The sequence below is a fragment of the Nocardia sp. NBC_01388 genome (genome assembly GCF_045040085.1).
Taxonomy (GTDB): domain Bacteria; phylum Actinomycetota; class Actinomycetes; order Mycobacteriales; family Mycobacteriaceae; genus Nocardia.
The window spans coordinates 4,122,321-4,147,007 of the sequence record NZ_CP109553.1 but is presented as its reverse complement, the minus strand read 5'-3'; the positions used below and the strand labels follow the sequence as shown (position 1 = coordinate 4,147,007).

Below are 24,687 nucleotides of genomic sequence, written 5' to 3'. Positions count from 1 at the left end.
AACCGCATGGTCTACGCGATCGGCTTCGCACTGTTCGCCCTCGGTATCACCGTATCGGTCGCACTGCACGAATGCGGCCACATGTGGGCGGCGCAGGCGACCGGTATGAAGGTGCGCCGCTACTTCGTCGGCTTCGGCCCGAAGGTGTGGTCGTTCCGCCGGGGTGAAACCGAATACGGCCTCAAAGCGTTGCCGCTGGGCGGTTTCTGCGATATCGCCGGTATGACGGCGCTCGATGAGCTCGAGCCCGAAGAGCTGGACCGCGCCATGTACCGGCAGAAGACTTGGAAGCGCATGGTCGTCATGTTCGGCGGCATCGCGATGAACTTCCTGCTCGGCTTCCTGCTGATTCTGCTGCTCGCCGTGGTGTGGGGCCTGCCGCGCTTCGATCAGCCGCCGGCCACCCAGCTCGGCGCCATGAGCTGCGTCGCCAACCAGGCTGCCGACCAGTCGGTGCTGCCCTGCACCGGCGACGGTCCGGCCCAGCGGGCCGGATTGCAGCGCGGCGATATCGTGACCGCGGTCAACGGCACCTCGATCAAATCCTGGCAGGATTTCCGCGACCAGACCGAGAAGCAGACCGGCCCCTTCACCTACACCGTGAAGCGTGACGACAAGACCCTCACCATTCCGGTCACGCCCCAGATGGCGGTCACCTACCCGACCAAGGACGGCGCGCCGAAGTCGGTCGCCAAGGTCGGCGTCGGCCAGGACTTCTACAGCCCCGTCAAGCACAATGTCCTGTCCGCCATCCCCGCCTCGGTCGCGTTCACCGGCCAAATCGGTTACCGCACCGTGCAATCGCTGGCCCAGATGCCCGCCAAGGTCGTCGACCTCTGGCACGCCGTCACCGGTGGCGTCCGCGATCCGGAAACCCCCGTCTCGGTCTACGGCGCCAGCAAGATCGGCGGCGAAACCGCCCAGCACGGCCTCTGGTCCCTCTTCGTCCTGACCCTGGCCAGCCTGAACTTCTTCCTGGGCGCCTTCAACCTCCTACCCCTGCTTCCCCTCGACGGCGGCCACATGGCAGTGGTCATCTACGAAAAGATCCGTAACCTCTTCCGCGGCCGCAAGGGCCTCCCCGACGGCCCCCCGGTCGACTACCTGAAACTGCTACCCGCCACCTACGTGGTCGTAGTAATCGGCGGCGCCTACATGGTCCTCACCCTGGTCGCCGACATCGTCAACCCGGTCAAGCTCTTCCCCTGACGCACAACGCTTCTGACCGTCTGTGCCATTGATCCCGCGATGGCTGGTGATGTCCGCGGCCGTGGGTAGGGGTGTGCTGCGGGGCAGTCGTTGCGCTCGGGCGGGGAGCACTGTCTCCAAAGTTCCTGATGCAGTGGATGTCTCGTGGAGTCAAGGCGGTGCGACCAGCGTCGACAACCTCCAGATCCTGTGCGTGCTGATTCCGGCGATTCCGCGCCGATCAGATCGCCCGCCAGTACTACGGTGCCGCAAGTGCAACCCGCAAAAGGCTCCTGAATCTGACCCGTTCGGATCTGACAGGTGCTGGATAGGGGTAAATCGCCGCATATCGACAGCTGTAACTTCGCAAATCGACACTCAAACCCCTCGCAGATCGATACCTTCTCCGCCGCAGATCGATTATTTCGGATACGATGACACCCATGTCAGCTCGGAATCTGATTGTCAGGCGAGCGTCCAGCGCAGTACGTGAGGCGCTCGGGGACACACGAGTTGTACTCATCAACGGCGCCCGTCAGGTTGGCAAGAGCACCCTTGCCAGAACTGTCGCGGGTGAGCGGGTGGCAGAGTGGCGTGATCTGGACCGCCCGCTCGATAGGGAGTCGGCTGACACGGACCCGATCGGGTTCATCGAATCCGATGACGGTCTGATGGTCATCGATGAGATTCAGCGTGTTCCGGAGCTGTTGCTGGCGATCAAATCCGAAGTGGATGCCGATCCGAGGCCAGGCCGGTTCTTACTGACCGGATCGTCGCGCCTGCTAGGGCTACGCGACCTGCCGGACACACTTGCCGGTCGTATGGAAACGATCGAGCTGTGGCCCTTTTCTCAAGGTGAGATCGACAGCACGCCGGATGAGTTCGTCGACGCGGTCTTTCGGCTGGGCCCGAACATCCGGCACACCTCTGAGGTGACTCGGGCCGAATACTCGGAACGTGTTGTCCGGGGCGGGTTACCAGAGGCCGTCGCACGGACCGATCCACGCCGCAGAGGCCGATTCATCGACAACTATGTTCAGAATCTGATCGATCGTGATGTGCGGCAACTGGTCGAGATCGAGCGCGCGCCACAGTTGGCGACCCTGATTCGACTGCTCGCGGCACGCTCCGGCACGCTCGTGGCGGCCGGCAGTCTGGAGCGTGAACTGGAGCTGTCTCGAGTGACTGTTCAGCGATACATGCGCCTGCTCGAGGAGATCTTCCTGATCAAGCGAATCCCCGGTTGGTCGCGGAATCTCGGTACGCGTGCGACTGCGGCTCCGAAGCTGGTGTTCGTCGATTCCGGAGTGGCCGCGCGCATGCTCGCGGCTGATGCTCACTCGCTTCGCCGCCCGGACGGCCCATTCGGGCCGCTGTTGGAAGGGTTTGTTATTTCGGAGCTGGCGCGGCAATTGACCTGGTCGGAGACGCTCGCTGATCTCTATCACTACCGTGATCAGAACAAATCCGAGGTGGATATTGTGCTCGAGGATCGGGGTGGGCGCGTCGTGGGAATCGAAGTCAAAGCCGCGTCCACCGTTCGGTCAGAGGACTTTCGGGGTCTGAAGAACCTGGAGCAACGTCTCGGGGATGACCTTCTTGCCGGGATCGTTCTGTACACGGGCAGTCAAACTCTGCCGTTCGGACCGAAACTTCGAGCAGTGCCGCTGAGTGCGCTGTGGCAGGTTTCCAGCTGAGTAAGACCAGCTCGCTTGATCGGGTCAGGCCCTCGGCTCATTCAGCAGTTGACGGCAGAGGCGGTCTGCGCGGCGGGTGGTTTCGGGCTGGCGGAATTCGGGAGTCAGTGAAAGTACCTGGGCGCAGGCTGTTTCCAGGTCGATCAGGTGGCCGATGGAGACGAAGAGCGGTTTGACGTCGGTGCGAGTGCGCAGGGCGCGGCCCACCGGGTCGCCGTCGATGGTGATCTCGGTGGACGAACCGCGCTCCGGGCCGGGCATCTCGTAGTCGCCCCAGGCGTTCTTGGCCACCCCGATCGTCGGAACTCCGGTCAGCAGACCGATGTGGCAGGCGAAGCCGAAGCGTCGGGGGTGGGCCAGGCCCTGACTGTCGGCGATGAGGAGATCCGGTGTGATGGTGAGGTTTTCGAGAGCTGTCAGGGTGGTGGGGAGTTCCCGGAAGGCCAGCAGGCCGGGGACGTACGGAAAGTCGGTGGTGCCCCGGGCGGTCGCGATGTCGACGGTCTCCAGGGTTTCGGCGTCGAGCACCACGATGGCGGCGACCACGGTGCCGTCCTCGTCGTAGGCCGAGTCCAGCCCCGCTACCGTGCGGAAATGGGGTGGTCGCGGATTCGCGGTGCTGACCCGTTTACGCAATCGATCTTGAAGTGCGATCGCCTCCTCCGGGTTGCGAGGCCAGGGATCGGTGTTCGCTACCTTCACAACGCGCAACGTATACCTTCACGCCATCTACAACGAATAAGAAGGGCAGGCCCCGGCCGATTCCCGGCTGAGTGCCCGGCGCGGGTACCGTTGTCGCCGCCGTCACAGGGCGACCGGTCTCCGAGCCTCGGTAAGCTCGGAACCGGAACGGGTGAGGACAAGACGAAAGCAGGCGACCGATCGTGAGCAGTGCCATCACATTGGGGATGCCGTCCGCACCGGCGGCCGTCCTCGCACCACGGCGTAAGACCCGCCAGTTGATGGTGGGCAAGGTCGGCGTCGGTAGTGAGTTCCCCATCTCGGTGCAGTCCATGACCACCACAAAGACCCACGACATCAATGCGACGCTGCAGCAGATCGCGGAACTGACCGCGTCCGGCTGCGACATCGTGCGTGTGGCCTGTCCCACGCAGGAGGACGCGGAAGCGCTCCCCATCATCGCCAAGAAGTCGAAGATCCCGGTGATCGCCGATATCCACTTCCAGCCCAAGTACATCTTCGCGGCCATCGACGCCGGATGTGCTGCGGTGCGCGTGAATCCGGGCAATATCAAGGAATTCGACGGCCGCGTCAAAGAGGTCGCCAAGGCGGCCGGCGCCGCCGGCATCCCGATCCGCATCGGCGTGAACGCGGGCTCGCTCGACAAGCGCATGATGGAGAAGTACGGCAAGGCCACCCCCGAGGCGCTGGTGGAGTCGGCGCTGTGGGAGGCGGGGCTGTTCGAGGAGCACGGTTTCGGCAATATCAAGATCTCGGTCAAGCACAATGACCCGGTCGTCATGGTCGAGGCCTACCGTCAGCTCGCCGCCGTCTGCGACTACCCGCTGCACCTGGGCGTCACCGAGGCCGGTCCGGCCTTCCAGGGCACCATCAAGTCCGCGGTCGCGTTCGGCGCGCTGCTTTCCGAAGGCATCGGCGATACGATCCGCGTCTCGCTCTCGGCCCCGCCCGCCGAGGAGATCAAGGTCGGTGACCGCATTCTGCAGTCGCTGAACCTGCGTCCCCGCAAGCTCGAGATCGTCTCCTGCCCCTCGTGTGGTCGCGCCCAGGTGGACGTCTACACCCTTGCCGACCAGGTCACCGCCGGTCTGGACGGCCTGGAGGTGCCGCTGCGCGTGGCCGTCATGGGCTGCGTCGTCAACGGTCCCGGTGAGGCGCGCGAGGCCGATCTCGGTGTGGCCTCCGGTAATGGCAAGGGCCAGATCTTCGTCAAGGGTGAGGTCATCAAGACCGTGCCCGAACACCTGATCGTCGAGACCCTGATCGAGGAAGCCCTGCGACTGGCCGAGGAGATGGGTGAGGCCGCCGGCAGCGGTTCGCCGGTTGTCAGCGCGGGATAAACGACTGGTCGGCGTGCGGTCCGGCGCAATAGTGCGGCACGTTCTCGGAAATTCTGGCAGGCTGTGAACGTGCGGAGTGTGCTGGAGCCGACTCGCCGGGGCAAAGCCTCCGGCGCTCAACAGCTCGCGAACCGCGATCTGACACAGGTTTTGCGCGTACTCGACACCGATCCGGTGGCGAGTTGCATGGTCGCGGCGCGGTTGCAGGACTACGGTCTGGATGCGCGCGGCGCCTACGGGGAACTGTGGAGTCGCGGCGGCCCCGAGGCGTCGCTATGTTTCTCGGGCGCGAATCTGGTACCGCTGCGCGGCAATAGAGCCGATCTACGTGCCTTCGCCGAGCGTGCGGTCCGCGGGCCGCGGGTGTGCTCCTCGGTGGTGGGCCGCCGGGAGCTCGCACTGCCGCTGTGGGAGTTGCTCTCCGATCAGTGGGGTCCGGCCCGGGATCTGCGCGCCGATCAACCGCTGCTGGCCATGGAGAAGACGGCCGCCATCGCGCCGGATCTGCGCGTCCGCCGGGTGCGCCCGGAGGAACTCGACCGCTATCTTGTTGCCGCCGTTGCCATGTTCACCGAGGAGATCGGTGTCGATCCCCGCGCGGGAGACGGCGGCCGGGGTTATCGCCGCCGGGTGGCGGGCCTCATCGAATCCGGCCGTGCCTGGGCGCGATTCGAGGACGGCGAGGTGATCTTCAAGGCCGAGGTGGGCGCCATGTCGCGGCGTACCGGCCAGATCCAGGGTGTATGGGTGCATCCGGAGCATCGCGGGACCGGTGTGGGCACCGCCGGCACGGCCGCGGTGGCGAATGTGGTGGTGGCCTCCGGTCGCACCGCGAGCCTGTATGTGAACTGCTACAACGAGGTTGCGCGGGCCGCGTATGCGAAGGTCGGGTTCCGGCAGATCGCGACATTCGCGACAGTGCTGCTGGACTGATACCACAGGATCGATGCGCTGTTCGCTGTTCGCCGCACACCGTCAGTGATCCTCAGCTCTGTGAAGTCTCCGTGAAATCCTTTCCGGCCCAGTGTGTCGCGCATGTTTGCCAGTAGTTGGCTCTACGATCTGTGCCGATGTCCACACGGGTCTTCACCATGCTGATCGCCGCCGCGGTGTCGGTTGCCGCAGTGGGTTGCTCCTCGGGACCACAGGGTCCCGCGCAGGCCGCCGATGCCTTCCTGTCCGCCTTCGCCGACCACGATGTGCAGGCGGCCGCCGACCTCACCACCCAACCCGAAAAGGCCGGTCCCGCACTGGCTTCCGCCTGGGATCAATTGCAGGCCGAGAAGCTGACGGCCACCTCCGGCGATACCCGGGTCACCGGCGATACCGCGATCGTCGACTACACCTACGAGTGGAAACTGCCCAAGGATCGCGTCTGGAACTACCGCGGACAGCTTCAAATGGGCCGCACGGAGGGCCGCTGGTCGGTGCGCTGGACGTCTGCTGACATCCATCCGCAGCTCGGCGATACCCAGACGCTGCAATTGCGTGCGCTGCCCGCGCCGCGCGCTCGGGTGAACGAACGCTCGGGCAGCGATGTGCTGGTGCCGGGCGCGATCTACCGCGTCAATTTCACTCGCACCGCCGCCTCCGATCCGGTTGCGGTCTCCAATGCGCTGTCGCGAGCGCTGCGGCAGTTCGATGAGCGGCTCACCGCCGACGCGATTCTCACCGCCGCCCGCAAGGCCGACGGCGTCTACAACGTCGCCGTCCTGTCGGAGTGGGAGTACCAGGAGGTGAGCTCGGAGCTGGTCGGCCTGCCCGGTGTCACCTTCGGCCGCCAGTGGGATCTGGTCCCCACCGACCGGCATTTCGCCCCGGACCTGCTCGCGCAGATTCGCAAGACGGTGATCGACGAGGTGGACGGCAAGGCCGGCTGGAATGTGGTCACCGTCAATTCCAACGGCGCCGATACCGATGTGCTGAAAGAGGTCGATCCGCAAACCTCCCCGTCGTTCTCGCTGAGCGTCGACCGCAATATCCAGAATGCCGCGCAGCACGCCGTGGACGCGCGCGAGGACCAGGCCATGATGGTGGTGATCCAGCCGTCCACCGGTGCGGTGCTTGCCATTGCGCAGAACGCGGCCGCCGATACCGACGGCCCCCTCGCCGCGTCCGGTCTCTATCCGCCGGGTTCCACCTTCAAGACGGTCACGGCCGCCGCCGCGATAAAGGCGGGGCACATCACGCCGGACACGGTGGTGCCCTGTCCGGGCCGGATTGTGGTGGGGGAGCGGACCATTCCCAACTACGACTTCTTCTCACTCGGTGATGTTCCGGTGTCGACCGCCTATGAGCGCTCCTGCAATACCGCGTTCGCGAAGATCGCCTCGGAGCTGTCCGGCGATGATCTGCGGACGGCCGCGTCGACGCTGGGTCTGGGTCTGGACTATTCGGTGGTCGGTCTGCCCACGGTCTCCGGTTCGGTGCCGCACGACGATGATCTGGTCCAGCGTGCCGAGGACGGCATCGGTCAGGGCAAGGTGCTGGCGAGCCCGTTCGGTATGGCCATGGTGGCGGCCTCGGTGGCGCGCGGTTCGGTGCCGGTGCCGTATCTGATCTCCGGTCATCCGACGCAGGTCTCCGGCGATCATCCGGAGCTGTCGGCCGATGTGGTGAACGGATTGCGGCTGATGATGCGCAAGGTGGTGCTCGGCGGTACGGCCGAGCGCATCGCGGATCAGGGTGAGGTCTACGGCAAGACCGGTGAGGCGGAGGTGGACGGCGGTTCGCACGCCTGGTTCATCGGCTACCGCGGGGATATGGCCTTCGCGACCCTGGTGGTGCGCGGCGGCAGTTCCGACAATGCGGTGGCGGTGACCCGCGATATGCTCACCGCCCTGCCGTCGGGGTACTGAGAGAGTCTCCGGCGGGCTGGGACTTCAGCGGTAGACGGGAACCTGTGCGAGATGGACACAGGCCAGCGGCTGGATTTCCCCCGAGGCGGGATCGGCGATGTAGTGCTGCTGGGTGAGCGTGCGCGCGGCGGGCGGTCCGACGCTGGAGGCGTCGCCGAGGATTTCGGTGACGCCGGCGCCGGCGAGGATCATGCCGGCGGTGGTGATGAGCAAAAGGGCCGAACGCTTCATGGTCCAACTCCCTTGTTTAGGGGGATGAGTGGGCGCCCCGAAAGGTCAGTTTCGGATAACCGGTGCTCATTAGGGTTGGCTGATTGTTTGCCACCGTAAGGAACGGTAATCCGACAGTCCTGTTCGACGCAACCCGCAGGTGTGATCCCGCACACTTATCGAAGTAAAGTGCCGCAGGTCACGAATGGTCGGACGCAATAGAAGTTGTTCAGTTCTCCCGCTGCATGGTTGATGCCAGATGATGCTGCAGCGGTTGCTCGACCGCCGCCATGCGCAAGGTATAGCTGAGGGTGTCACCGGCCAGCGTGATCGTGCGGCCGAGTGCGGTCACCGCTTTTGCGCTGCTGCTGAGCCCGATCGAGGTGGAGTCCAGCTCGATGCGCAGGCCCTCGTCATCGGCGATGAGACTGCCCTCGCAGATCTCGGTGATGCCGGTCGGATGCGCGAGAATCAATTCGACCCGATCTTCGGGGAGCGCGCGCAGATATCCGGTCTCACTGTGCATGGGACGCCCGTCGTCGGCGGCGCGAGTGCGCTGCCGATAGGTGAGGAAGGCGCGGCCTACATGGCCGAAGTGCACTTCCTCCAGATACTCGAAATTATTGATGGTCGGATATTCGCCCTGTCCGCGTCCGCGCCAGGTTCCCAGCAGCGGTGCGAGATGAGCGATATCCGGATGGGGCGCGACGGGTGACTGGGGTTCGAGCACGGCGGCCAGCATAGTGCGCTCCGCAACCTCCGGCGCGCGCCCGACGCGCCGGAGGTCGGGTATTTGGCGAAAGGGGGCTGGATGGGGGGATTGTGTTGTGGCCATTGGGGGTACGAGATTCGGACATCTCACACAAAGGGGTCAGCGGCGGCTGGCTCGCCGGTAACCGTAGGCCGCGGGAACCGCGAAAACGATGATCATGCCCAGCGACCAGGCGATGGTGAGCAGGAGCGGACGAGCCAGCGCACCGCCCTCCGCGAGCGAGCGCATGGTGTCCACCGCGACGGACATGGGCTGGTTGCGCACCACCGGCTGAATCCAATTCGGATACGCGCCGAGCGGGACGAAGCCGGTGCTGAAGAACATCAGCAGCGACGACAGCAGCGCGACGCCCTCCACCAGTGTGGATTTGGCGGTGAAGACCGCGATCGCGGTGACCATGGTGGCGAAGGCCAATCCGAACAGCACCGGCAACCACAGGAAGGCGAAGGCGGCCAGCGGTCCCTGATGAAATCGGAAGCCCAGCAGCATGGCGAAGCCGATGATCACGACGGTGCCGCAGAAGATGCGGCAGCCCTCGGCCAGAATGCGCGCGGCCAGCCCGGAGCCGCGATGCACCGGCAGCACCCAGAACCGGGCCAGCAGTCCGGCATCGCGTTCGCGCCCGAGCATGACGCCGCTGGCGACGGTGCCCGACAGCGCGCCCACCAGCGTCACCATCGGCACCGATCCGTAGAGGGCGCTGTGGCCGGAGAACTTCTGGATCTGGCTGCCCACAACGATATTGAGCATCATCAGCAGCAGGCACGGGACGATCAGGGTTTCGAGCAGGGTGATGGGGTCGCGTCCCCAGCGCAGCAGTAGCCGCTGGGTCTGAATCCAGGTGTGGCGCAGCAGCGCCGGGGCCGAGGATTCGGGCGGGCGGAGGGTGTCGGCGTCGGTGTGTTCGGCGAGGGTGGCCATGTCACGACCTCTTCATATTCAGCCGGACGGTGCAGATCAGTGAGAACACGATGATCGCGGCCGCCCAGAGCAGCGGTGGTGTCATGAGCGACCAGGTCACCTCGCCCGCATTCCCGCGGGTATCGCCGCCGAGCGCGCGCAGCCCGTAGGCGAATTGTGAAACGGGTTGATTGCGCACGAAAGCCTGTACCCAGTGCGGGAATTGGCTCGCCGGTGCGAGTCCGGTGGAGAGCATGCCCAGGATCAGCGGCGGCAGCACCAGCATCTGGGTGGTGGCCTCCGGACTCTTGGTCACGGTGCCGATGACATCCGCACCGATGCTGAAGGCGATGCCGATGAGCGTGGCGAACAGTAGGAATCCCACCGTGTGCGAGGCGGGGCCGTGGAACCGGAAGCCGATCACGTACACACTCACCACAGCGGAGGCGAGCCCCACGAGCATGCGAAAGAGATTGGCGGCCATACGTGCCGCGGTGGGAATGAGCGGATGCATCGGCATGGCATCGAAGCGCCGATCCAGTCCGGAGACCATATCGGTGGCGGCGCGGAAGGCGGCGGAGATGGCGGTGAACGCGGCCGCCTGCAGCATGACGATGGGTGTCATGAACTGCGCATAGGAGCTGAATCCCGTTCCGGCGAAGGACATTACGCGGTTCAGCGGGATGTAGAAACTGATCGTGAAGGTAATCGGCGCGAGGACCGCGGTAATGATCTCCCCGGTCGTGATCGCGGGCACGATGAGCCGGATCGTCAGCACCCACCACTGTCGCAGGGTGTCGGGTGTGGCGCGAGCGCTGGTGAGCCAGACCGCGGGTGCGGCCGTCCCGGCGGTCACGACCGCACCCCTTCCGGGGCCACCAGTTCGGCCGGATGACCGGTGAGTTGCAGGAAGACCTCGTCGAGCGAGGGCCGGCGCAGGGCGATATCCACCAATTCCATTCCGGCGCTGTCGAGTCGGCGCAGCGCCTCGGCGAGGGTCTTCGCGCCTCCCGGTGCGGGAATGGACAATCGATCCGAATCCCCGGTCAGGGCAACACGAGTCGTATCCGGGACCAGATCGCCGAGGGCGGCGGCAATGGCGGGCAAATCCTCCGTGCGCAGCGATACGATCTCGCAGTAGCTGCCGCCGGTGCGGGCCTTGAGCTCATCGGGGGTGCCGCTGGCGATGACGACCCCGTGGTCGATGACGATGATCCGATCGCAGAGCGCATCGGCCTCCTCCAGATACTGCGTGGTGAGCAGCGTGGTGATGCCGTGCTTGCGGAATCCGCCGACCAGATCCCAGACCCCTTGGCGGCTACGGGGATCGAGCCCGGTGGTGGGTTCGTCGAGGAAGACCACCTCCGGCCGCACCACCAGTCCGCAGGCGATATCGATGCGCCGCCGCATACCGCCGGAGTAGGTGCCGACCCGGCGTTTCGCGGCGGCGGTGAGATCGAATTCGTCGATGAGCTCATCGGCGCGGGCGCGGGCGGCGCGCTTGCGCAACCCCATGAGCCGCCCGAACATGACGAGGTTCTCGTATCCGCTCAAGGCATCGTCGAGCGCGGCGAATTGGCCGGTCAGCATAATGCCGCGGCGCACCTCGGCGGCCTCGGCGACCACATCGTGCCCCGCGACCGAGGCATGCCCGGCATCGGGTGCGATGAGCGTGGAGAGGATATTGACGGTGGTGGTCTTCCCGGCGCCATTGGGTCCGAGAATGCCGAGTACTTCACCGGGTGCGGCGTGGAAGGTGATGCCGCGCAAGGCCTGTACCGCGCCGAAGGATTTCTCGACGCCTTCCACGATGACGCCGTCACCGGCTTCCGATGGCACCGCGCTGCTGGTTGTGGTCATGGTGTCCCTCCGAGGTTTTCGTCGAGGATGCGGGCGATCGCCGCGAGCGCATGGGGTGCGGTCAGTTCCTCGTGAGCGACTTCGATGTCGTGATTGGTGATGTCTCCGGTGATCCACGGTCGCCAGCCGGCGGGCCCGAAGATCTCCGAGGTGTCGACGGTGGCGCTGAAATACAGTGCGTCGCCGTGGAATACCGGCCGCTGATACCCGGTGCGGGTGCGGGCGGAGGCGTTGTAGGAGGCTGCCATGCGCTCGAGGGTGGCGGCGTCGATCAGTGAGATGCCGCCCATGCGTTCGCGAATGAGCTCGGCGGCTTCGTCGGCGGTGGCCTCGGCCGGGACGTCCTCGATGCCGAAGACCTGGCCGAAACTGGCCACGAAGGAACCGGCGGTGAGCCTTTCGATGCTGTCACCGTCGATATCGGTGTTGTCCGCGTCGAGCAGCGTCAGTATGCCGATCCGAGCCCCTGCTTCCTGGAGTTTTGTGGCGACGGCATGTGCGATGAGGCCGCCGAAGGACCAGCCGAGCAGATGGTACGGGCCCTCCGGTTGCAGACGCCGGATTTCCTGCACGTAGCGCTCGGCGAAGTCGTCGATGCTGTCGGCATGGGGCGCGCCGGACAGATCCGGAGCCTGCAGACCGTAGATCGGACGGCCGGGGCGCAGGGCATCGGCCAGTCCGAGGTAGGTCCATGCCATACCGGAGGACGGGTGGATGCAGAACAGCGCGGGTTGGTCGCCGCCGAGCCGGATGGGCAGCACCACGTCCAGGCCGAGTCCGGGCGGTGAATCCTGTTGTGCGGCAGTGAGTGTGGCGCGCGCCTGCTCGGTCACATACCGCGATTCCGCATCGGCGGCCGCCCGGGCCGCCGGGGTGCCGGCGAACCAGGCCGCGGCGGTGAGCGTTTCGACCCACAGCCAGGCCAGAGCGGCGACTTTCGATCGCGGCACCAGTTTTTCGGGGTAGCTGAAACTCGCCTGCAAGCGGTCCCCGGCCACCACGGCATTGATTTCGATTTCGGCGGTCACCGGTACATCCGGGTGCTCCGTCGCGTGCAGATCCCCGAATTCGTCGGTGGGCAGCCAGCCGAGTCCCTCCAGCCCGGCCGGAATGTCGGCGGCGGCATAGCGACCCAGATAGTTGAAGCCGATGCGCCCCGGCAAGTGCTCCGGCAGTGCTCGCGCGGTCTCCTGATCGAGATAGCGCAGCAGACTGAAGCCGATGCCCTTGTCCGGCACGGCGAGCAGTTGATGTTTGACCGCGCGAATCGCCTCGCCCATGGCGGGACCGCCCTGCAGCGCATCGTCGATATCGATGCCCGGCAGCCGCAGTTCCACCGGATAGAGACTGGTGAACCAGCCGATGGTGCGGGACAGATCCGCACCGGGCACGATCTCCTGCTGCCGCCCGTGGCCCTCCATGCGGATCAGCACCGAGTCGTCATCGCTGCGAATGCGCCAGTGCCGGACCGCGAGGGCGAGGGTGGCCAGCAGCGCGTCCTCGACACTGCCGCCGAACAGCGCGGGCAGGGTGGTGACCAGGGCGGTGGTGACCTCGGCGGGTGCTTCGACATCGACCGCGCGCACGGTGCCGATGAGGTCGATCGCGGGATCGAGTTCGCGGCGGCCGATCGGCGGATCCGGGGTGGTGGCGATCGCGCGCCAGTAGTCCAATTCGGCGGTGCGGGTGGCGCTGCGCGCTTCCTCCTGCAGCGCGTGTGACCAGCGGCGCATGGAGGTGCCGGTCTCGGACAGCACCGGGGCCGCGCCACCGGAGATCTGAGCCCAGGAGGCGATGAGATCCGGGATCAGGATGCGCCAGGACACACCATCTATGACGAGATGGTGGGCCACCAGGATCAATCTTCCGGAGCGACCGGTCGGTCCTGCCGGATCGAGCCACACCAGCTGCAGCATGACCCCGGCCGCCGGATCGAGCCGCTGGAGTGCCGAATCGAGTTCGGTCGCGGCGTATTCGCGCAGCTCGCTGATCCCTGCGGCCTCGAATTCCACCCGATGCAGCAGCGCATCCACATCGACGGCCCCGGGCTCCCGGGTCCGCAGCCGCCGATCCCCGTCCTCGAAACTGAGCTGGGCGCGCAACATATCGTGGTGATCGACCACCGCGCCGACCGTGGCGACCAGCTGTTCGCGGGTGATGCCCGCCGGCATTTCCAGCACGGCGGTCTGCGCGAACCGGCTGAAATCACCGCCGCGCTCGATCATCCACCGCATGATCGGCGTGAGCGGCATATCGCCGACACCCCCGCCGGGCAGCTCCTCCAGGACGACGGCCTCGCCCGCCGCATCCGCGAGCGCGGCCAGCGCGGCGACGGTGCGGTGCTCGAAGATCTGCAGCGGCGTGAGCTCCATCCCGTGCAGTCGAGCCCGCGAGACCAGCTGAATGGCCAGAATGCTGTCCCCGCCGAGCGCGAAGAACGAATCGTGCACACCGACCCGCTCGCGCCCGAGCAGCTCGGCCACCAGTGCGGCCAACGTGGATTCGGTATCGGTCGTCGGCGCGCGATATTCGGTCTCGGCCTCGAATACCGGCTGCGGCAGGGCTTTTCGATCGAGCTTGCCCACGGCATTGAGGGGGATGGCGTCGAGCACCACGAACGCCGACGGCACCATATAGCCGGGCAGGTGATCAGCGGCATGGGCGCGCACGGCGGCGATATCGAGCTCCGCATCGTGTGCGGGCAATAGATAGGCGGCCAGCGCGGTTGCTCCGCCCGGTCCCGGAACACCCAGCGTGACAGCGAATTCGACATGGTCGGCGTGGGTCAGCACCGCATCGATCTCGCCCAGTTCGATGCGCTGGCCGCGCACCTTGACCTGGAAGTCGGTGCGGCCCAGATACTCCAGCCGGGGCGCGGTGAGCGCACCGGTCCAGCGCACCAGATCGCCGGTGCGGTACATGCGTTCGCCCGGCTCGCCGTACGGGTCGGCGACAAAGCGGCCCGAGGTCAGGCCGGGGCGCGCGTGGTAACCGCGAGCCAGTGCGGGTCCGGCCAGATAGAGCTCACCCGCGACACCCAGGGGGACCGGCCGCAGCCGCTCATCGAGCACCACGGCGGCCGCACCGCGAATCGGGCGACCGATGGTGACCTGCCGATCTGCCCGCAGCACATCCGAAGTTGTTGCCCAGATGGTGAATTCGGTCGGTCCGTAGAGGTTCACCAGCATCCGGTCCGCCGCCCAGCGGGCGACCAGATCGGGTCCGATGGCTTCACCGGCGACGGCGAGCACGCGCACGCTCGGCACCGCGGCCGGATCCATGGTCGCCAACGCGGAGGGTGTGATCACTAGGTGGGTGACCTGCTGTGCGGCAATGAGTTCCGCGAGCGCGTCGCCACCGAACACATCGGGTGGCGCGACCACGGCGGTACCGCCGGCGCCGAACGCCATGAGCGCCTCGAATGCCGAGGCGTCGAAACTCGGTGAGGCGACCTGCAATACCCGCGACTTCGCATTGAGCCCGAGCATGTGGTGCTGGGCCCGCACCAGATCGGCGATCCCGCGATGCGAGACCGATACGCCCTTGGGTGTTCCGGTCGATCCGGAGGTGTAGATCAGCCAGGCGGGGTGGTCCGGGTGTATCTCGCGATAGGTCTCTTCCCACGGCTCTTTCGCTCGTACCGGAGTGCTCGGCTGGTCCAGCTGCACCCAGCGAATGGTGTCCGGCAGCAGTGGCCGGTGCACGCTGGTGGTCAGTCCGAGCACCGCGCCGGAGTCGGACAGCATGTGGTCGATGCGATCGAGTGGATGGCGCGGGTCGATCGGCAGGAAGGCCGCCCCGGTCCTGGCCGTGGCCAGCAGTGCGATGAGCAGCTCGGCGCTGCGTGAAAGCGCCAGGGCCACCACGGTTTCGACATCGGCTCCCGCAGCCGTGAGCTGGTCCGCCAGCCGGTCGGCGGCGGCTTCGAGTTCGCCGTAGGTGGTGGTCCGGCCGTCGGCCACAATGGCCGGGCGATCGGGGTGGAAGGCCGAGGCGGCCGTGAGAATCTCGGCGAGCGTGCCGGTGCCGCCGGTGCGCGGCCCGCGCAGCGGTACCAGTGCGGCCCGTTCGGCCGTGGCCATGAGATCGATATCGGAGATCCGGATATCGGGATCGGCGGTAATGGCGGTCAGCAACTGCTCCCACCGCGCCACCAACTGTGCGGCGGTGGCCGGATCGAACATATCGGTGGCGTAGGTGAGGGTTCCGTCCAAACCGCCAGGTCCCGCAGTGGGATTCGGATCGCGCAGATCGAAGGTCAGATCGAACTGGGAGGTATCCCGGTCGAACGGCTCCACCGTCACCCGCAGTCCCGGGAATTCCAGGGCCGGGGTGCTGAAGTTCTGCAGGGACAGTGATACCTGGAACAGCGGATGGTGCGCCGTGGAGCGCGGCGGATCCAGCACCTGCACCAGGCGTTCGAAGGGCACCTCGGCATTGGCGAAGGCATCGAGGTCCGAAGTCCTTACCGTGGACAGGAATTCGCGGAATCCGCGTCCGGTGTCGACCGGTGTGCGCAGGGCCAGTGTATTGACGAACATGCCGACCAGATCGTCCAGTGCGGCCTCACCGCGTCCCGCCACGGCGGTGCCGATCAGGACATCCGGAGTGCCCGCGAGCCGCGAGAGCAGCACCGCCAGCGCGGCGTGCACCACCATGAACAGGCTGGATTCGGTCTCGGCGGCCAAAGCCGTGAGGGCACTGTGCAATTCGGGCCGGATGGTGAAGGGAAGATCGGCGCTGCGCATGCTCCGCACCGCCGGTCGCGGCCGATCGGCGGGCAGTTCCAGTGCGTCCGGCGTCGCGGCCAGCCGCTCCGCCCAATACCGGATCTGCTGTGCGGCAGCGGAATCCGGATCCTGTTCGTCGCCGAGCAGCTCGCGCTGCCAGATCGAGTAATCCGCGTACTGCACCCGCAGCGGCGGCAGCGCGTGATCCGCTCCACTGCTGCGGGCCAGGTACGCGGCCATGAGGTCGGTGGCCAGCGGCGCCATGGAGGTGCCGTCGGCGCTGACGTGGTGCACCACCAGCACCACCACATGTGTCTCGGACTCCGGGGTGATCCGGAAGAACCCGATGCGCAGCGGTGATTCCCGGGTCAGATCGAATCCGCCGCCGGTGACCGCCGCGATCCGATCGGCCAGTGCCGCACCGTCTTCGGTCTCGACAACCCGCAGTTCGGGCGCGGCCGACTCCGCGCCGACCACCACCTGCCGCGGTCCGTCGGCATCGGCCGGATAGATGGTGCGCAGCGTCTCGTGCCGGGTCACCACATCGATGACGGCCTGCCGCAGCGCCGGTACATCCAGTGCGCCGGTGAGCCGCAGCGCGACGGAGATGTTGTAGGCCGCCGACTCCGGATCCAGCCGGTTCATCACCCACATGCGCTGCTGCGCGGGAGAGAGCGGAATCCGGTCGGGCCGAATGCGGGCCGCCAGCATGGGCCTGCCCGTGCCGTCCCCGGCGGGCACCACCCGCGTGGAGAGCTGGGCGACGGTCGGTGCGTCGAACAGATCGCGCAGCGCAATGGTCGCGCCCAGTGCGGAATTCACCCGCGCCACCACCCGGGTCGCGCTGAGCGAATTGCCGCCGAGTTCGAAGAAGGATCGGTCGATACTGACCTTCTCCACTCCGAGCACCTCCGCGAACACCTCGGCGACCGCGGTCTCCACCGCGGTGCGCGGTGCCAGATAGCGTTCCAGCAGACTGGCGAAATCCGGTGCGGGCAGGGCATTCCGGTCGAGTTTGCCGACCGGGGTGAGCGGCACCTCATCGAGTTCGATGAGATAGCTCGGCACCATGTATCCGGGCAGTGCGGCGGCGACGCGGGTGCGCAGCAGTTCGGTATCGAGATCGTGCTCGCCCAGTCCGACCACATACGAGACCAGCACGGTCTGCCCCCCGGGCCCCGGGCAGCCGATGGTGGCCGCGTATTCGACCTCGTCGGCGGCGTTCAGCACCGCGTCGATCTCACCGAGTTCGATCCGCAGTCCGCGAATCTTGACCTGGAAGTCGCTGCGCCCCTGGTATTCCAGCTCGAGCCGGGTCTGCTCGCCGTGCTCGGTCTCTACCCACCGCACCATATCGCCGGTGCGGTACATGCGTGCGCCGGGAGGTCCGTACGGATTGGTCACGAAACGTGTTGCGGTGAGCGCGAATCGGTTGAAGTATCCGCGCGCGAGTGCCGGGCCGGTCAGATACAGCTCTCCGGTCGTGCCCACCGGCACCGGTCGCAGCCAGGTGTCGAGCACCATCGCCGCTGCCCCGCGAATGGGCGTGCCGATGGTGATGGCCTCGCCGCCTCGGAGTTCACCGGGCCCGGTGGCCCAGATGCTGAATTCCGTTGGCCCATACAGGTTCACCATGCGTCTGCCCGGAGCCCACGCCGCCACCAGCTCCGGTCCGGCCGCTTCGCCCGCCACCGTCAGATTCCGCAGATCACTCAGTCCGGCCGGATTCATGGTGGCCAGCACCGACGGTGTGATGACCGCATGGGTCACCCGCTCGGTGCGCAGCAGCTCCTCCAATTCGGGGCCGCCGTACACATCCGGCGGCGAGATGACCAGCCGCCCGCCCATGCCGTGCGCCATGAGCATTTCGTGCACCGAGGCGTCGAAGCTGGGGGAGGCCACCTGCAGCGTGCTGCACTCCTCGTTCAGATCGAGGAAGGTCTCCTGGGAGGACACCAGATTGGCCAGACCGCGATGGCTCAGCAGTACGGCCTTGGGTTTACCGGTGGAGCCGGAGGTGTAGATGAGATAGGCGATCTGGTTCAGATCGATGGGCCCGCCGCGTTCGGTATCGGTAATGGGCGCGTCCGAGACCGTCATGACCCGGCGAATGGTGTTGAGATCGTCCAGCAGCAGCCAGTCGATGCTGCCCGGCAGCGTTTCGCCGACCGAGCACACCGTCACCCCGATCGGTGCGCGGGAGTCGGTGAGAATGTGCTCGATGCGCTCCACCGGATAGTTGGGATCCAGCGGCAGGAACGCCGCCCCGGTCTTGGCCAGCGCCCATACCGCGACCACCGATTCCACCGAGCGGGTCAGCGCCAGCACCACGAACACCTCGCGGCCGACGCCGCGGCGCAGCAGCATGCGGGCGAAGCGATTGGACCAGGCGTCGAGATCGCGGTACGTCATGGTGAGATTGCCGGAGCTGAGGGCGATCCCGTCCGGCGCGACTCGTGCTCCGGCGCCGAGGATTTCGGCCAGCGTGCGCATGGGCACCGGTCCGGCGCCGCGCACCGGCAGCAGCGCGCGCCGCTCGGCGGGATCGCAGTGCTGCAGCTGTGCCACCCGTAGTCCGGGCCGGTCCGCGATCTGCCCGAGCAATTGCGCGAAGCGCTCCAGCAATCGCCGCGCCTGCGCCTCCGGCAGCTGATCGGTCATGAATTTCACGGTGAGCTGGAGACTTTCGGCGCCGTCCGGTGCGCGCTGCGGAATCACCATGAGGTTCAAGGGATATGGCGTGGCGTCGGTGCCGGAGACATCCAGAATGCGCATGCCGGCGATATCGAGCGCTTGGGACAGGGTCTCCCGATCGATCGGGTAGGACTCGAAAACGGTGAGGGTGTCGAAGAGTTCGGACAGTCCGATCGCCTGATGAATGGCGGCCAGCCCGACATGCTGGTGGTCGAGCAGCCGCGTCTGCTCCGATTGCACCCGGGCCAGCAGTTCGGTCACCCGTTCGGCCGGATCCAATCGCACGCGCACCGGCAGGGTATTGATGAAGAGCCCGACCATCTCCTCGATACCGGCCAGCTGCGGCGGCCGCCCGGACACGGTCCCGCCGAACACCACATCGGTGCGCCCGGTGACCATGGCCAGCAGCAGCGCCCAGGCGGACTGCACTGCCGTATTGACGGTCGCACCGGCGGCCCGCACGGTCGTCTCCAGCCGCGCCAGCGCCTCCGGCCCGAAATCGACTGTCACCATACCGGATTCGGTACTGGAGATCTCCGCCAGGGACGGGACGGCGCGGGTCGGGGAATCCACGCCCGTAAGGGCTTCGGTCCACGCGGCCAGGGAGGCGGCCTCATCCTGCTCGCCCAGCCAGGCCAGGAATTCGCGATACGAATGCGCGGGCGCCGCGTTGAGTTCGTGCCCGGTGACCGCGGCGAGGTAACCGGCCAGCAGTTCCCGCACCACCAGCGGCGTGGACCAGCCGTCCAGCACCAGATGGTGATTGGTCATGAGCAGCGTGTACGCCTCGGCCTCGGTGCGAATCAGACTCAGCCGCAGCAGCGGCGGGCGCGCGAGATCGAATCTGGTGCCGGCATCGACGGCGATCAGCCGCGTCAGCTCGCGCTGTCGCTCGGCGGCATTCGCGATATCGGTGAGATCGACCTGTTGCCAAGGTATTTCGGCGTCAGCGGCAACCAGCTGGCGCGGTCCCGCCGCCGTTTCGATGAAGGCCACCCGCAGCACCGCGTGCCGATCGAGAATGCTCTGCGCCGCATTCCGCAGTCGCGCCGCATCCACCCGGCCCGCCAGCGACAGCTGTGTCTGCACCGTGTAACCGTCGGCGGTATCGGTGTCGTACCGGGCATGGAACAGCAGCCCGTACTGCAGCGGCGACAGCGGCCACACATCGGTGAGCCGCGGATAGTCCCGCCCCCACGCCTCGAGCTGCGGCTGCGTCACGGTGACGAGCGGGAAGTCGGACGGGGTGTGCCCGCCCGCACCGGCCCGGCGGGCATGGGTGGTGAGTGCGGTCAATGCCGCTGCCCACAGCTGCGCGAAATCGCGAACCTGGGTTTCGGTGACCAGTCGCGCGGCGTACGCCCAGGTGATTTCCAATCCGGCGTCGGTGTGGAAGGCATTGATGTCCACGGCCGCCGCGAGGGGTGCGTGATCGTCGTGGGTAGCGGCGAAACGGCTTGGCAGCCAGGGGGTTTCGTCATCACCAGTGGCGCTGCCCGCCCCCGTGCGCCCCAGGTAGTTGAAGCTGAGCTGTGGAACGGGTGCTGCCGCCAGCTCGGCGGCCGTCTCCGGATTCAGGTAGCGCAGCATGCCGAACCCGACACCCTTGTCCGGTATGGCGCGCAGCTGCTCCTTGACGGCCTTGAGCGCGGCTCCGGCGGCGGGACCGCCACGGAACGCCTCGTCGAGATCGATCCCCCCGAGATCCAGTGCGACCGGATACACGCTGGTGAACCAGCCGACGGTGCGGGAGATATCCGCGCCGGGCAGGATCGATTCCTCGCGGCCGTGGCCCTCCAGTGTGAGCAGGGTGCGCCGGCTCCCGCGCCATGTGCTCGCTGCCAGGGCGAGAGCGGTGAGCAGAGCGACATCGGCGCCGCAGTGGAAAAGCTCGGGAATGAGTTCCAGTGCTGCCGAAGTGGTTTCGGCATCGATGGTGGTGCGCAGCTGCTCCATGGTGGCAGCGGTATCGTGTGCGGCATCCAGTGCCCGCGCACCCAGTGCCGGATCGGGTGTCGCCAGAATCTCCTGCCACAGCGGCAGTTCCGTTACGCGCTCGGCGGCCTGCTCCTGTTGCGCGTGCGCCCAGCGGCGGAAGGAGGTGCCGATCGGCGCCAGGGCGCCGCCGGAGCAGGCGGTCACCAAGTCGGGCAGCAGAATTCGCCAGGACACGCCGTCGGTGACCAGATGGTGCAGCACGATCCACAGCAGCGGATCGCGGTCCTCCCGTTCGATGAGTACGAACCGGGCCACCACCCCGGCGGATGGGTCGAGCAGATCCGCGGCGCGCTGCAATTCGACTTCCCCACCGGAATCGGCGGGCGCGCGAACCACCTCGATGAGCGCACCGGCCTCCACCGAGCCGGGCTTGTCGACCAGCCATTCCCATTCCGGCCCGGCCTGCTGAGTCAGTGTGCTGCGCAAGAGATCATGCCGGTCGAGCAGGGCCTGCACGGCCGTTCGCAGCTGGGACCGGCCGATATCGCGCGGCAGTCCGATGAGCACCGCCTGGGCGAAGCGCGGCCAACTGTCGCCCTGATCGAGCATGGCGGCCGCGATCGGAGTCAGTGGCACCCGGCCGATACCGCCGCCGGGCAGCTCCTGCACGACCGGTGCGGTGGCGTCCGTGGCTGCTCTGGCGAGCGCGGCAACCGTCTTGTGCTCGAAGACATCTCGCGCCCGCAGGCCCAATCCGGCGGCCTTGGCGCGCGCCACCAGCTGGATGGCGACAATGCTGTCGCCGCCGAGGGCGAAGAAATTGTCGTCCGCGCCGATGGCGTCGGTACCGAGCACCTCGGCGAAAATCGCGGCGAGAGTGCGTTCCCGTTCGCCCTCGGGCGGGCGACCGGTGCGGGTGCGCGCGCCGAATTCCGGCCGCGGCAGCGCCCGCCGATCCACCTTCCCGGCCGGGGTGAGCGGCAGCGTATCCAGGACCATGACCACCGACGGCACCATGTGCGCCGGGAGTTGGCGGGCCACAGTGGCTTTCACGGACTCGGCATCGACGGTCGCATCCGGGGCGGGCAGCACATACGACACCAGCGCGATCGCTCCGCCCGGCGTGTTCGCGCCCACCGTGATGGCGGTCGCCACTCCGGCGTGCTGAGCGACCGCCGCATCCACCTCACCGAGTTCGATACGGAACCCGCGCACCTTGACCTGGGTGTCGCCGCGCCCCGCGAATTCGAGTTCGAAGCGCCCGTTGCGCCGCCGCCACCGCACCAGATCTCCGGTGCGATACATGCGTTCACCGGCGGCGAAGGGATCGGCGACAAACCGCTCGGCGGTGAATCGGATGCGCTGGTGATAGCCCCGCGCCAATCCGGCTCCGCTCAAATACAACTCACCCGTCACTCCGGGCGGGACCGGTCGCAGCCAGGGATCGAGGACAACCGCGCCGACCCCGCGGGCGGGCGCGCCGATGGTGATCGGTTCACCCGGCGTCAGCGGCGCACTGAGCGTCGCGGTCACGGTGGTCTCGGTCGGCCCGTAGCCATTGAGCACCGTGCGCCCGGCCCAGCGCGCGGGCAGCTCCGGCGGGCAGGAATCGCCGCCGACGACCAGTGTCCGCAATCGCGGCAGCGTCGCCACCTCGAGTGAACCGGCAACGACCGGAGTCACATTCAAATGCGTGACCTCCAGCGCGCGCAGGACGCGCGCCAGTTCCTCACCCGCGTAGGCGGCGGGCGGCACCACCGCCACGGTCGCTCCCACCGCTAACGCGACCAGCAGCTCCTCCACCGAAATATCGAAACTCGGCGAAACGGCATGCGCCATCACCGCATCCGAGCGCACTCCGAAGGCCGTGCCGGAGCCGGTCACCAGATTGGACAGCCCGCGGTGCGTCACCCCGACGCCCTTGGGCAGTCCGGTGGAACCGGAGGTATAGATGAGATAGGCGAGCTGGTCGATTCGCACCGGTGCGAGCCGGTCGGCATCGGTGATCGGGCCGGAATCGACTGCGGCGAGCGCTGTTTCGGCGGCATCGTCATCGATGACCAGCCATTGCACCCGGTCCGGCAGTGCGCTGCGCGCGGCGGCCACGGTCACCCCGGCCACCACCCGGCTGTCGGTGATCATGTGCTCGATGCGATCGGTGGGATATCCGGGATCGATGGGAACGAAGGCCGCACCGGTCCGCGCCACCGCGCACATGGCCAGCACCGACTCCGCCGAGCGCGGGATCGAAATGCCCACGGCCCGTTCGGGTCCCGCACCGGCGGCGATGAGCAGCCGGGCCAGTCGATTGCTGTACTCGCTGACCTCGCGGTAGGTGAAGGCGGTCCCGTCGGCGCGCATGGCGATCGCGGACGGATCGACCTGTGCGCCGGCGTCGAGAATATCGGGCAGGGTATGCGGCCGGGTGCCGATCCGGCCCTGCGCGGGCGCCAGCTCCCGGCGCTCCGTCGCGGACAGTGCGGTGACCCCGGCGAGCGGCGTGCTCTGCCCGCCCACCAGGAATCGGTGCAGGAACTCCAGGAACCGGGCGTGCAGGGTGGCCAGTTCGGTCTCGTCGTAGCGGTTCGGATTGGCCTGGAAGTCGATATGGGTCTGCTCGCCGCCGGTGCCGGGATAGACATTGACGAACAGATCGTCGATCAGGCCCGAGGTCAGCACGTGCAGCTGTCCGGTCACCCCGCCCAGCCGGATGCGGGTATCGGCCAGCATGAGATTCACCGTCGGGCCGAAGCCTGCGATCTCGTCCATGGCCCAGCCCAGATCGCGGATGATGTCTTCCTGCCGGTACCGCTGCCGCCGCAGTGCGGCCACCAGTTCACCCTGGGTGGCCCGGATCAGCGCACCCACGGTGGCGCCCGGCTGCGGATGCAGGCGCAGCGGCACCACATTGGCGACCATGCCGCCGGAGCGGCGCAGGGCGGCGGTGGTGCGGCCGGATACCGGCAGGCTCAGCACAATTTCGCCGCTGCCGGTCATGGCGCCGACGAAAGCGGCGAAGGCGGCCACCACCACGGGTGCGGGACTGGTGGACAATTCGGCGGTGACAGCCTCCAGGGCGGCCGCGGTCTCCGCGGGCAGCGCGCCGCTGAGCAGCCGGGGATGGGCGTCGACCGCTCCGGTGCGGCCGCCGAGCTGCCGCGGTTCGGCCATACCGTCGAGATGATGTTTCCAGTACTCCCGATCCGCGCCGAGCTTATCCGAATTCCGGTATGCCACATCGGCTTCCACGATGTGCTGCAGTGGCTCGGCCTTCCCCGCAGGGACTTCCCGTCCGGCGGCGATGGCGTTGTAGAGCTCGGAGGTGCGCTGCAGCATGGTGAGTGCGCCGACGCCGTCGAGCAGGATGTGATGTAGCCGTGAGTACCAGAACCAGCGATCTTCGGCCAGCCGCAACATGGCCACGGTGCACAGCCGGTCCCGGGTGAGATCCAGCGGTGCGGTGTATTCCGCCCGCATCCACGCCTGCGCGGCGGCGTCCGGATCGGGCGCATCGCTCAGATCGACGGTGAGAATGCGATCGTCGAGGGTGGTATCAACGAGTTGCCATGGCAGTTCGTCGATTTCGATGAGGCGCAGATAGCCGGTGCCGAACTCCCGTCCCGCCTGCCGGGCCACCCGGCCGAGCAGGTCCACATCGACCGGGCCGATGAACTCGACGTACTGGGCGATGGAGATGGGGGTGTCACGGGCCAGCTGCTGGGCGAACCAGATGCCACGTTGTGCAGCGGACAGAGCGAAGGCTGAGGTGGCAGAGCTGGAAGCCATACTGGAACATCC

12 protein-coding genes are annotated in these 24,687 nt (G+C 67.0%); 5 read left to right on the top strand and 7 right to left on the bottom strand.

The features are described 5' to 3' along the window. The first annotated feature begins 6 nt into the window (after positions 1-6). Both OG716_RS20475 and OG716_RS20470 read left to right on the top strand, forming a co-directional pair. Positions 7-1,209, top strand: a complete 1,203-nt coding sequence (locus OG716_RS20475; RefSeq protein WP_355129819.1) for a M50 family metallopeptidase — start codon at positions 7-9, stop codon at positions 1,207-1,209. Between the two features lie 422 nt (positions 1,210-1,631). Further along, positions 1,632-2,885 (top strand): ATP-binding protein, encoded by a 1,254-nt coding sequence (locus OG716_RS20470; RefSeq protein ID WP_405139096.1) that lies wholly within the window; start codon positions 1,632-1,634, stop codon positions 2,883-2,885. A 24-nt stretch (positions 2,886-2,909) separates the two neighbouring features. Here OG716_RS20470 and OG716_RS20465 read toward each other — a convergent pair whose 3' ends face one another. Next, a complete protein-coding gene (locus OG716_RS20465; RefSeq protein ID WP_405139095.1) occupies positions 2,910-3,587 on the bottom strand; it encodes an endonuclease V in 678 nt (225 codons plus the stop codon). Between the two features lie 206 nt (positions 3,588-3,793). Between OG716_RS20465 and ispG the strand changes: the two genes are divergently transcribed. From ispG to OG716_RS20450, 3 genes are all read left to right on the top strand, one after another. After that, on the top strand, positions 3,794-4,927 hold the full coding sequence (ispG, locus tag OG716_RS20460; RefSeq protein ID WP_327146462.1) for a flavodoxin-dependent (E)-4-hydroxy-3-methylbut-2-enyl-diphosphate synthase: 1,134 nt from the start codon (positions 3,794-3,796) through the stop codon (positions 4,925-4,927). A gap of 69 nt (positions 4,928-4,996) precedes the next feature. Then, positions 4,997-5,860, top strand: coding sequence for a GNAT family N-acetyltransferase (locus tag OG716_RS20455; RefSeq protein WP_405139803.1), 864 nt, complete (start codon positions 4,997-4,999; stop codon positions 5,858-5,860). A 137-nt stretch (positions 5,861-5,997) separates the two neighbouring features. Then, a complete protein-coding gene (locus OG716_RS20450) occupies positions 5,998-7,785 on the top strand; it encodes a penicillin-binding transpeptidase domain-containing protein (protein WP_405139094.1) in 1,788 nt (595 codons plus the stop codon). A gap of 24 nt (positions 7,786-7,809) precedes the next feature. On the opposite strand, the gene OG716_RS20445 is transcribed toward OG716_RS20450, so the two are convergent. The 6 genes from OG716_RS20445 to OG716_RS20420 all read right to left on the bottom strand — a co-directional run bounded on the left by OG716_RS20445 (position 7,810) and on the right by OG716_RS20420 (position 24,675). Further along, positions 7,810-8,016: a hypothetical protein gene (locus OG716_RS20445; RefSeq protein WP_405139093.1), complete on the bottom strand. Its 207-nt coding sequence runs from the start codon at positions 8,014-8,016 to the stop codon at positions 7,810-7,812. 208 nt (positions 8,017-8,224) lie between these two features. Next, positions 8,225-8,737, bottom strand: coding sequence for a peroxynitrite isomerase (locus OG716_RS20440; protein WP_405139092.1), 513 nt, complete (start codon positions 8,735-8,737; stop codon positions 8,225-8,227). 129 nt (positions 8,738-8,866) lie between these two features. After that, the gene (locus OG716_RS20435) at positions 8,867-9,688 is read right to left on the bottom strand and encodes an ABC transporter permease (RefSeq protein ID WP_405139091.1); all 822 of its coding nucleotides are present in this window, start codon (positions 9,686-9,688) and stop codon (positions 8,867-8,869) included. Position 9,689: 1 nt separating this feature from the next. Then, the gene (locus OG716_RS20430) at positions 9,690-10,523 is read right to left on the bottom strand and encodes an ABC transporter permease (protein WP_405139090.1); all 834 of its coding nucleotides are present in this window, start codon (positions 10,521-10,523) and stop codon (positions 9,690-9,692) included. Next, entirely contained in the window at positions 10,520-11,527 is a 1,008-nt protein-coding gene (locus OG716_RS20425) for an ATP-binding cassette domain-containing protein (RefSeq protein ID WP_405139089.1), read from the bottom strand. Before OG716_RS20425 ends, OG716_RS20430 begins: the two co-directional genes overlap by 4 nt. Next, positions 11,524-24,675: an amino acid adenylation domain-containing protein gene (locus OG716_RS20420; RefSeq protein WP_405139088.1), complete on the bottom strand. Its 13,152-nt coding sequence runs from the start codon at positions 24,673-24,675 to the stop codon at positions 11,524-11,526. The genes OG716_RS20425 and OG716_RS20420 overlap by 4 nt, the downstream gene beginning before the upstream one ends. Positions 24,676-24,687 lie beyond the last annotated feature (12 nt).

Bases quoted from the DNA above. Each gene is read 5' to 3' on its own strand.
- OG716_RS20475 (WP_355129819.1), top strand. From the start codon at position 7: ATGGTCTACGCGATCGGCTTCGCACTGTTCGCCCTCGGTATCACCGTA.
- OG716_RS20470 (WP_405139096.1), top strand. From the start codon at position 1,632: ATGTCAGCTCGGAATCTGATTGTCAGGCGAGCGTCCAGCGCAGTACGT.
- ispG (WP_327146462.1), top strand. From the start codon at position 3,794: ATGCCGTCCGCACCGGCGGCCGTCCTCGCACCACGGCGTAAGACCCGC.
- OG716_RS20450 (WP_405139094.1), top strand. From the start codon at position 5,998: ATGTCCACACGGGTCTTCACCATGCTGATCGCCGCCGCGGTGTCGGTT.
- OG716_RS20445 (WP_405139093.1), bottom strand. From the start codon at position 8,016: ATGAAGCGTTCGGCCCTTTTGCTCATCACCACCGCCGGCATGATCCTC.
- OG716_RS20440 (WP_405139092.1), bottom strand. From the start codon at position 8,737: ATGCTGGCCGCCGTGCTCGAACCCCAGTCACCCGTCGCGCCCCATCCG.
- OG716_RS20435 (WP_405139091.1), bottom strand. From the start codon at position 9,688: ATGGCCACCCTCGCCGAACACACCGACGCCGACACCCTCCGCCCGCCC.
- OG716_RS20425 (WP_405139089.1), bottom strand. From the start codon at position 11,527: ATGACCACAACCAGCAGCGCGGTGCCATCGGAAGCCGGTGACGGCGTC.
- OG716_RS20420 (WP_405139088.1), bottom strand. From the start codon at position 24,675: ATGGCTTCCAGCTCTGCCACCTCAGCCTTCGCTCTGTCCGCTGCACAA.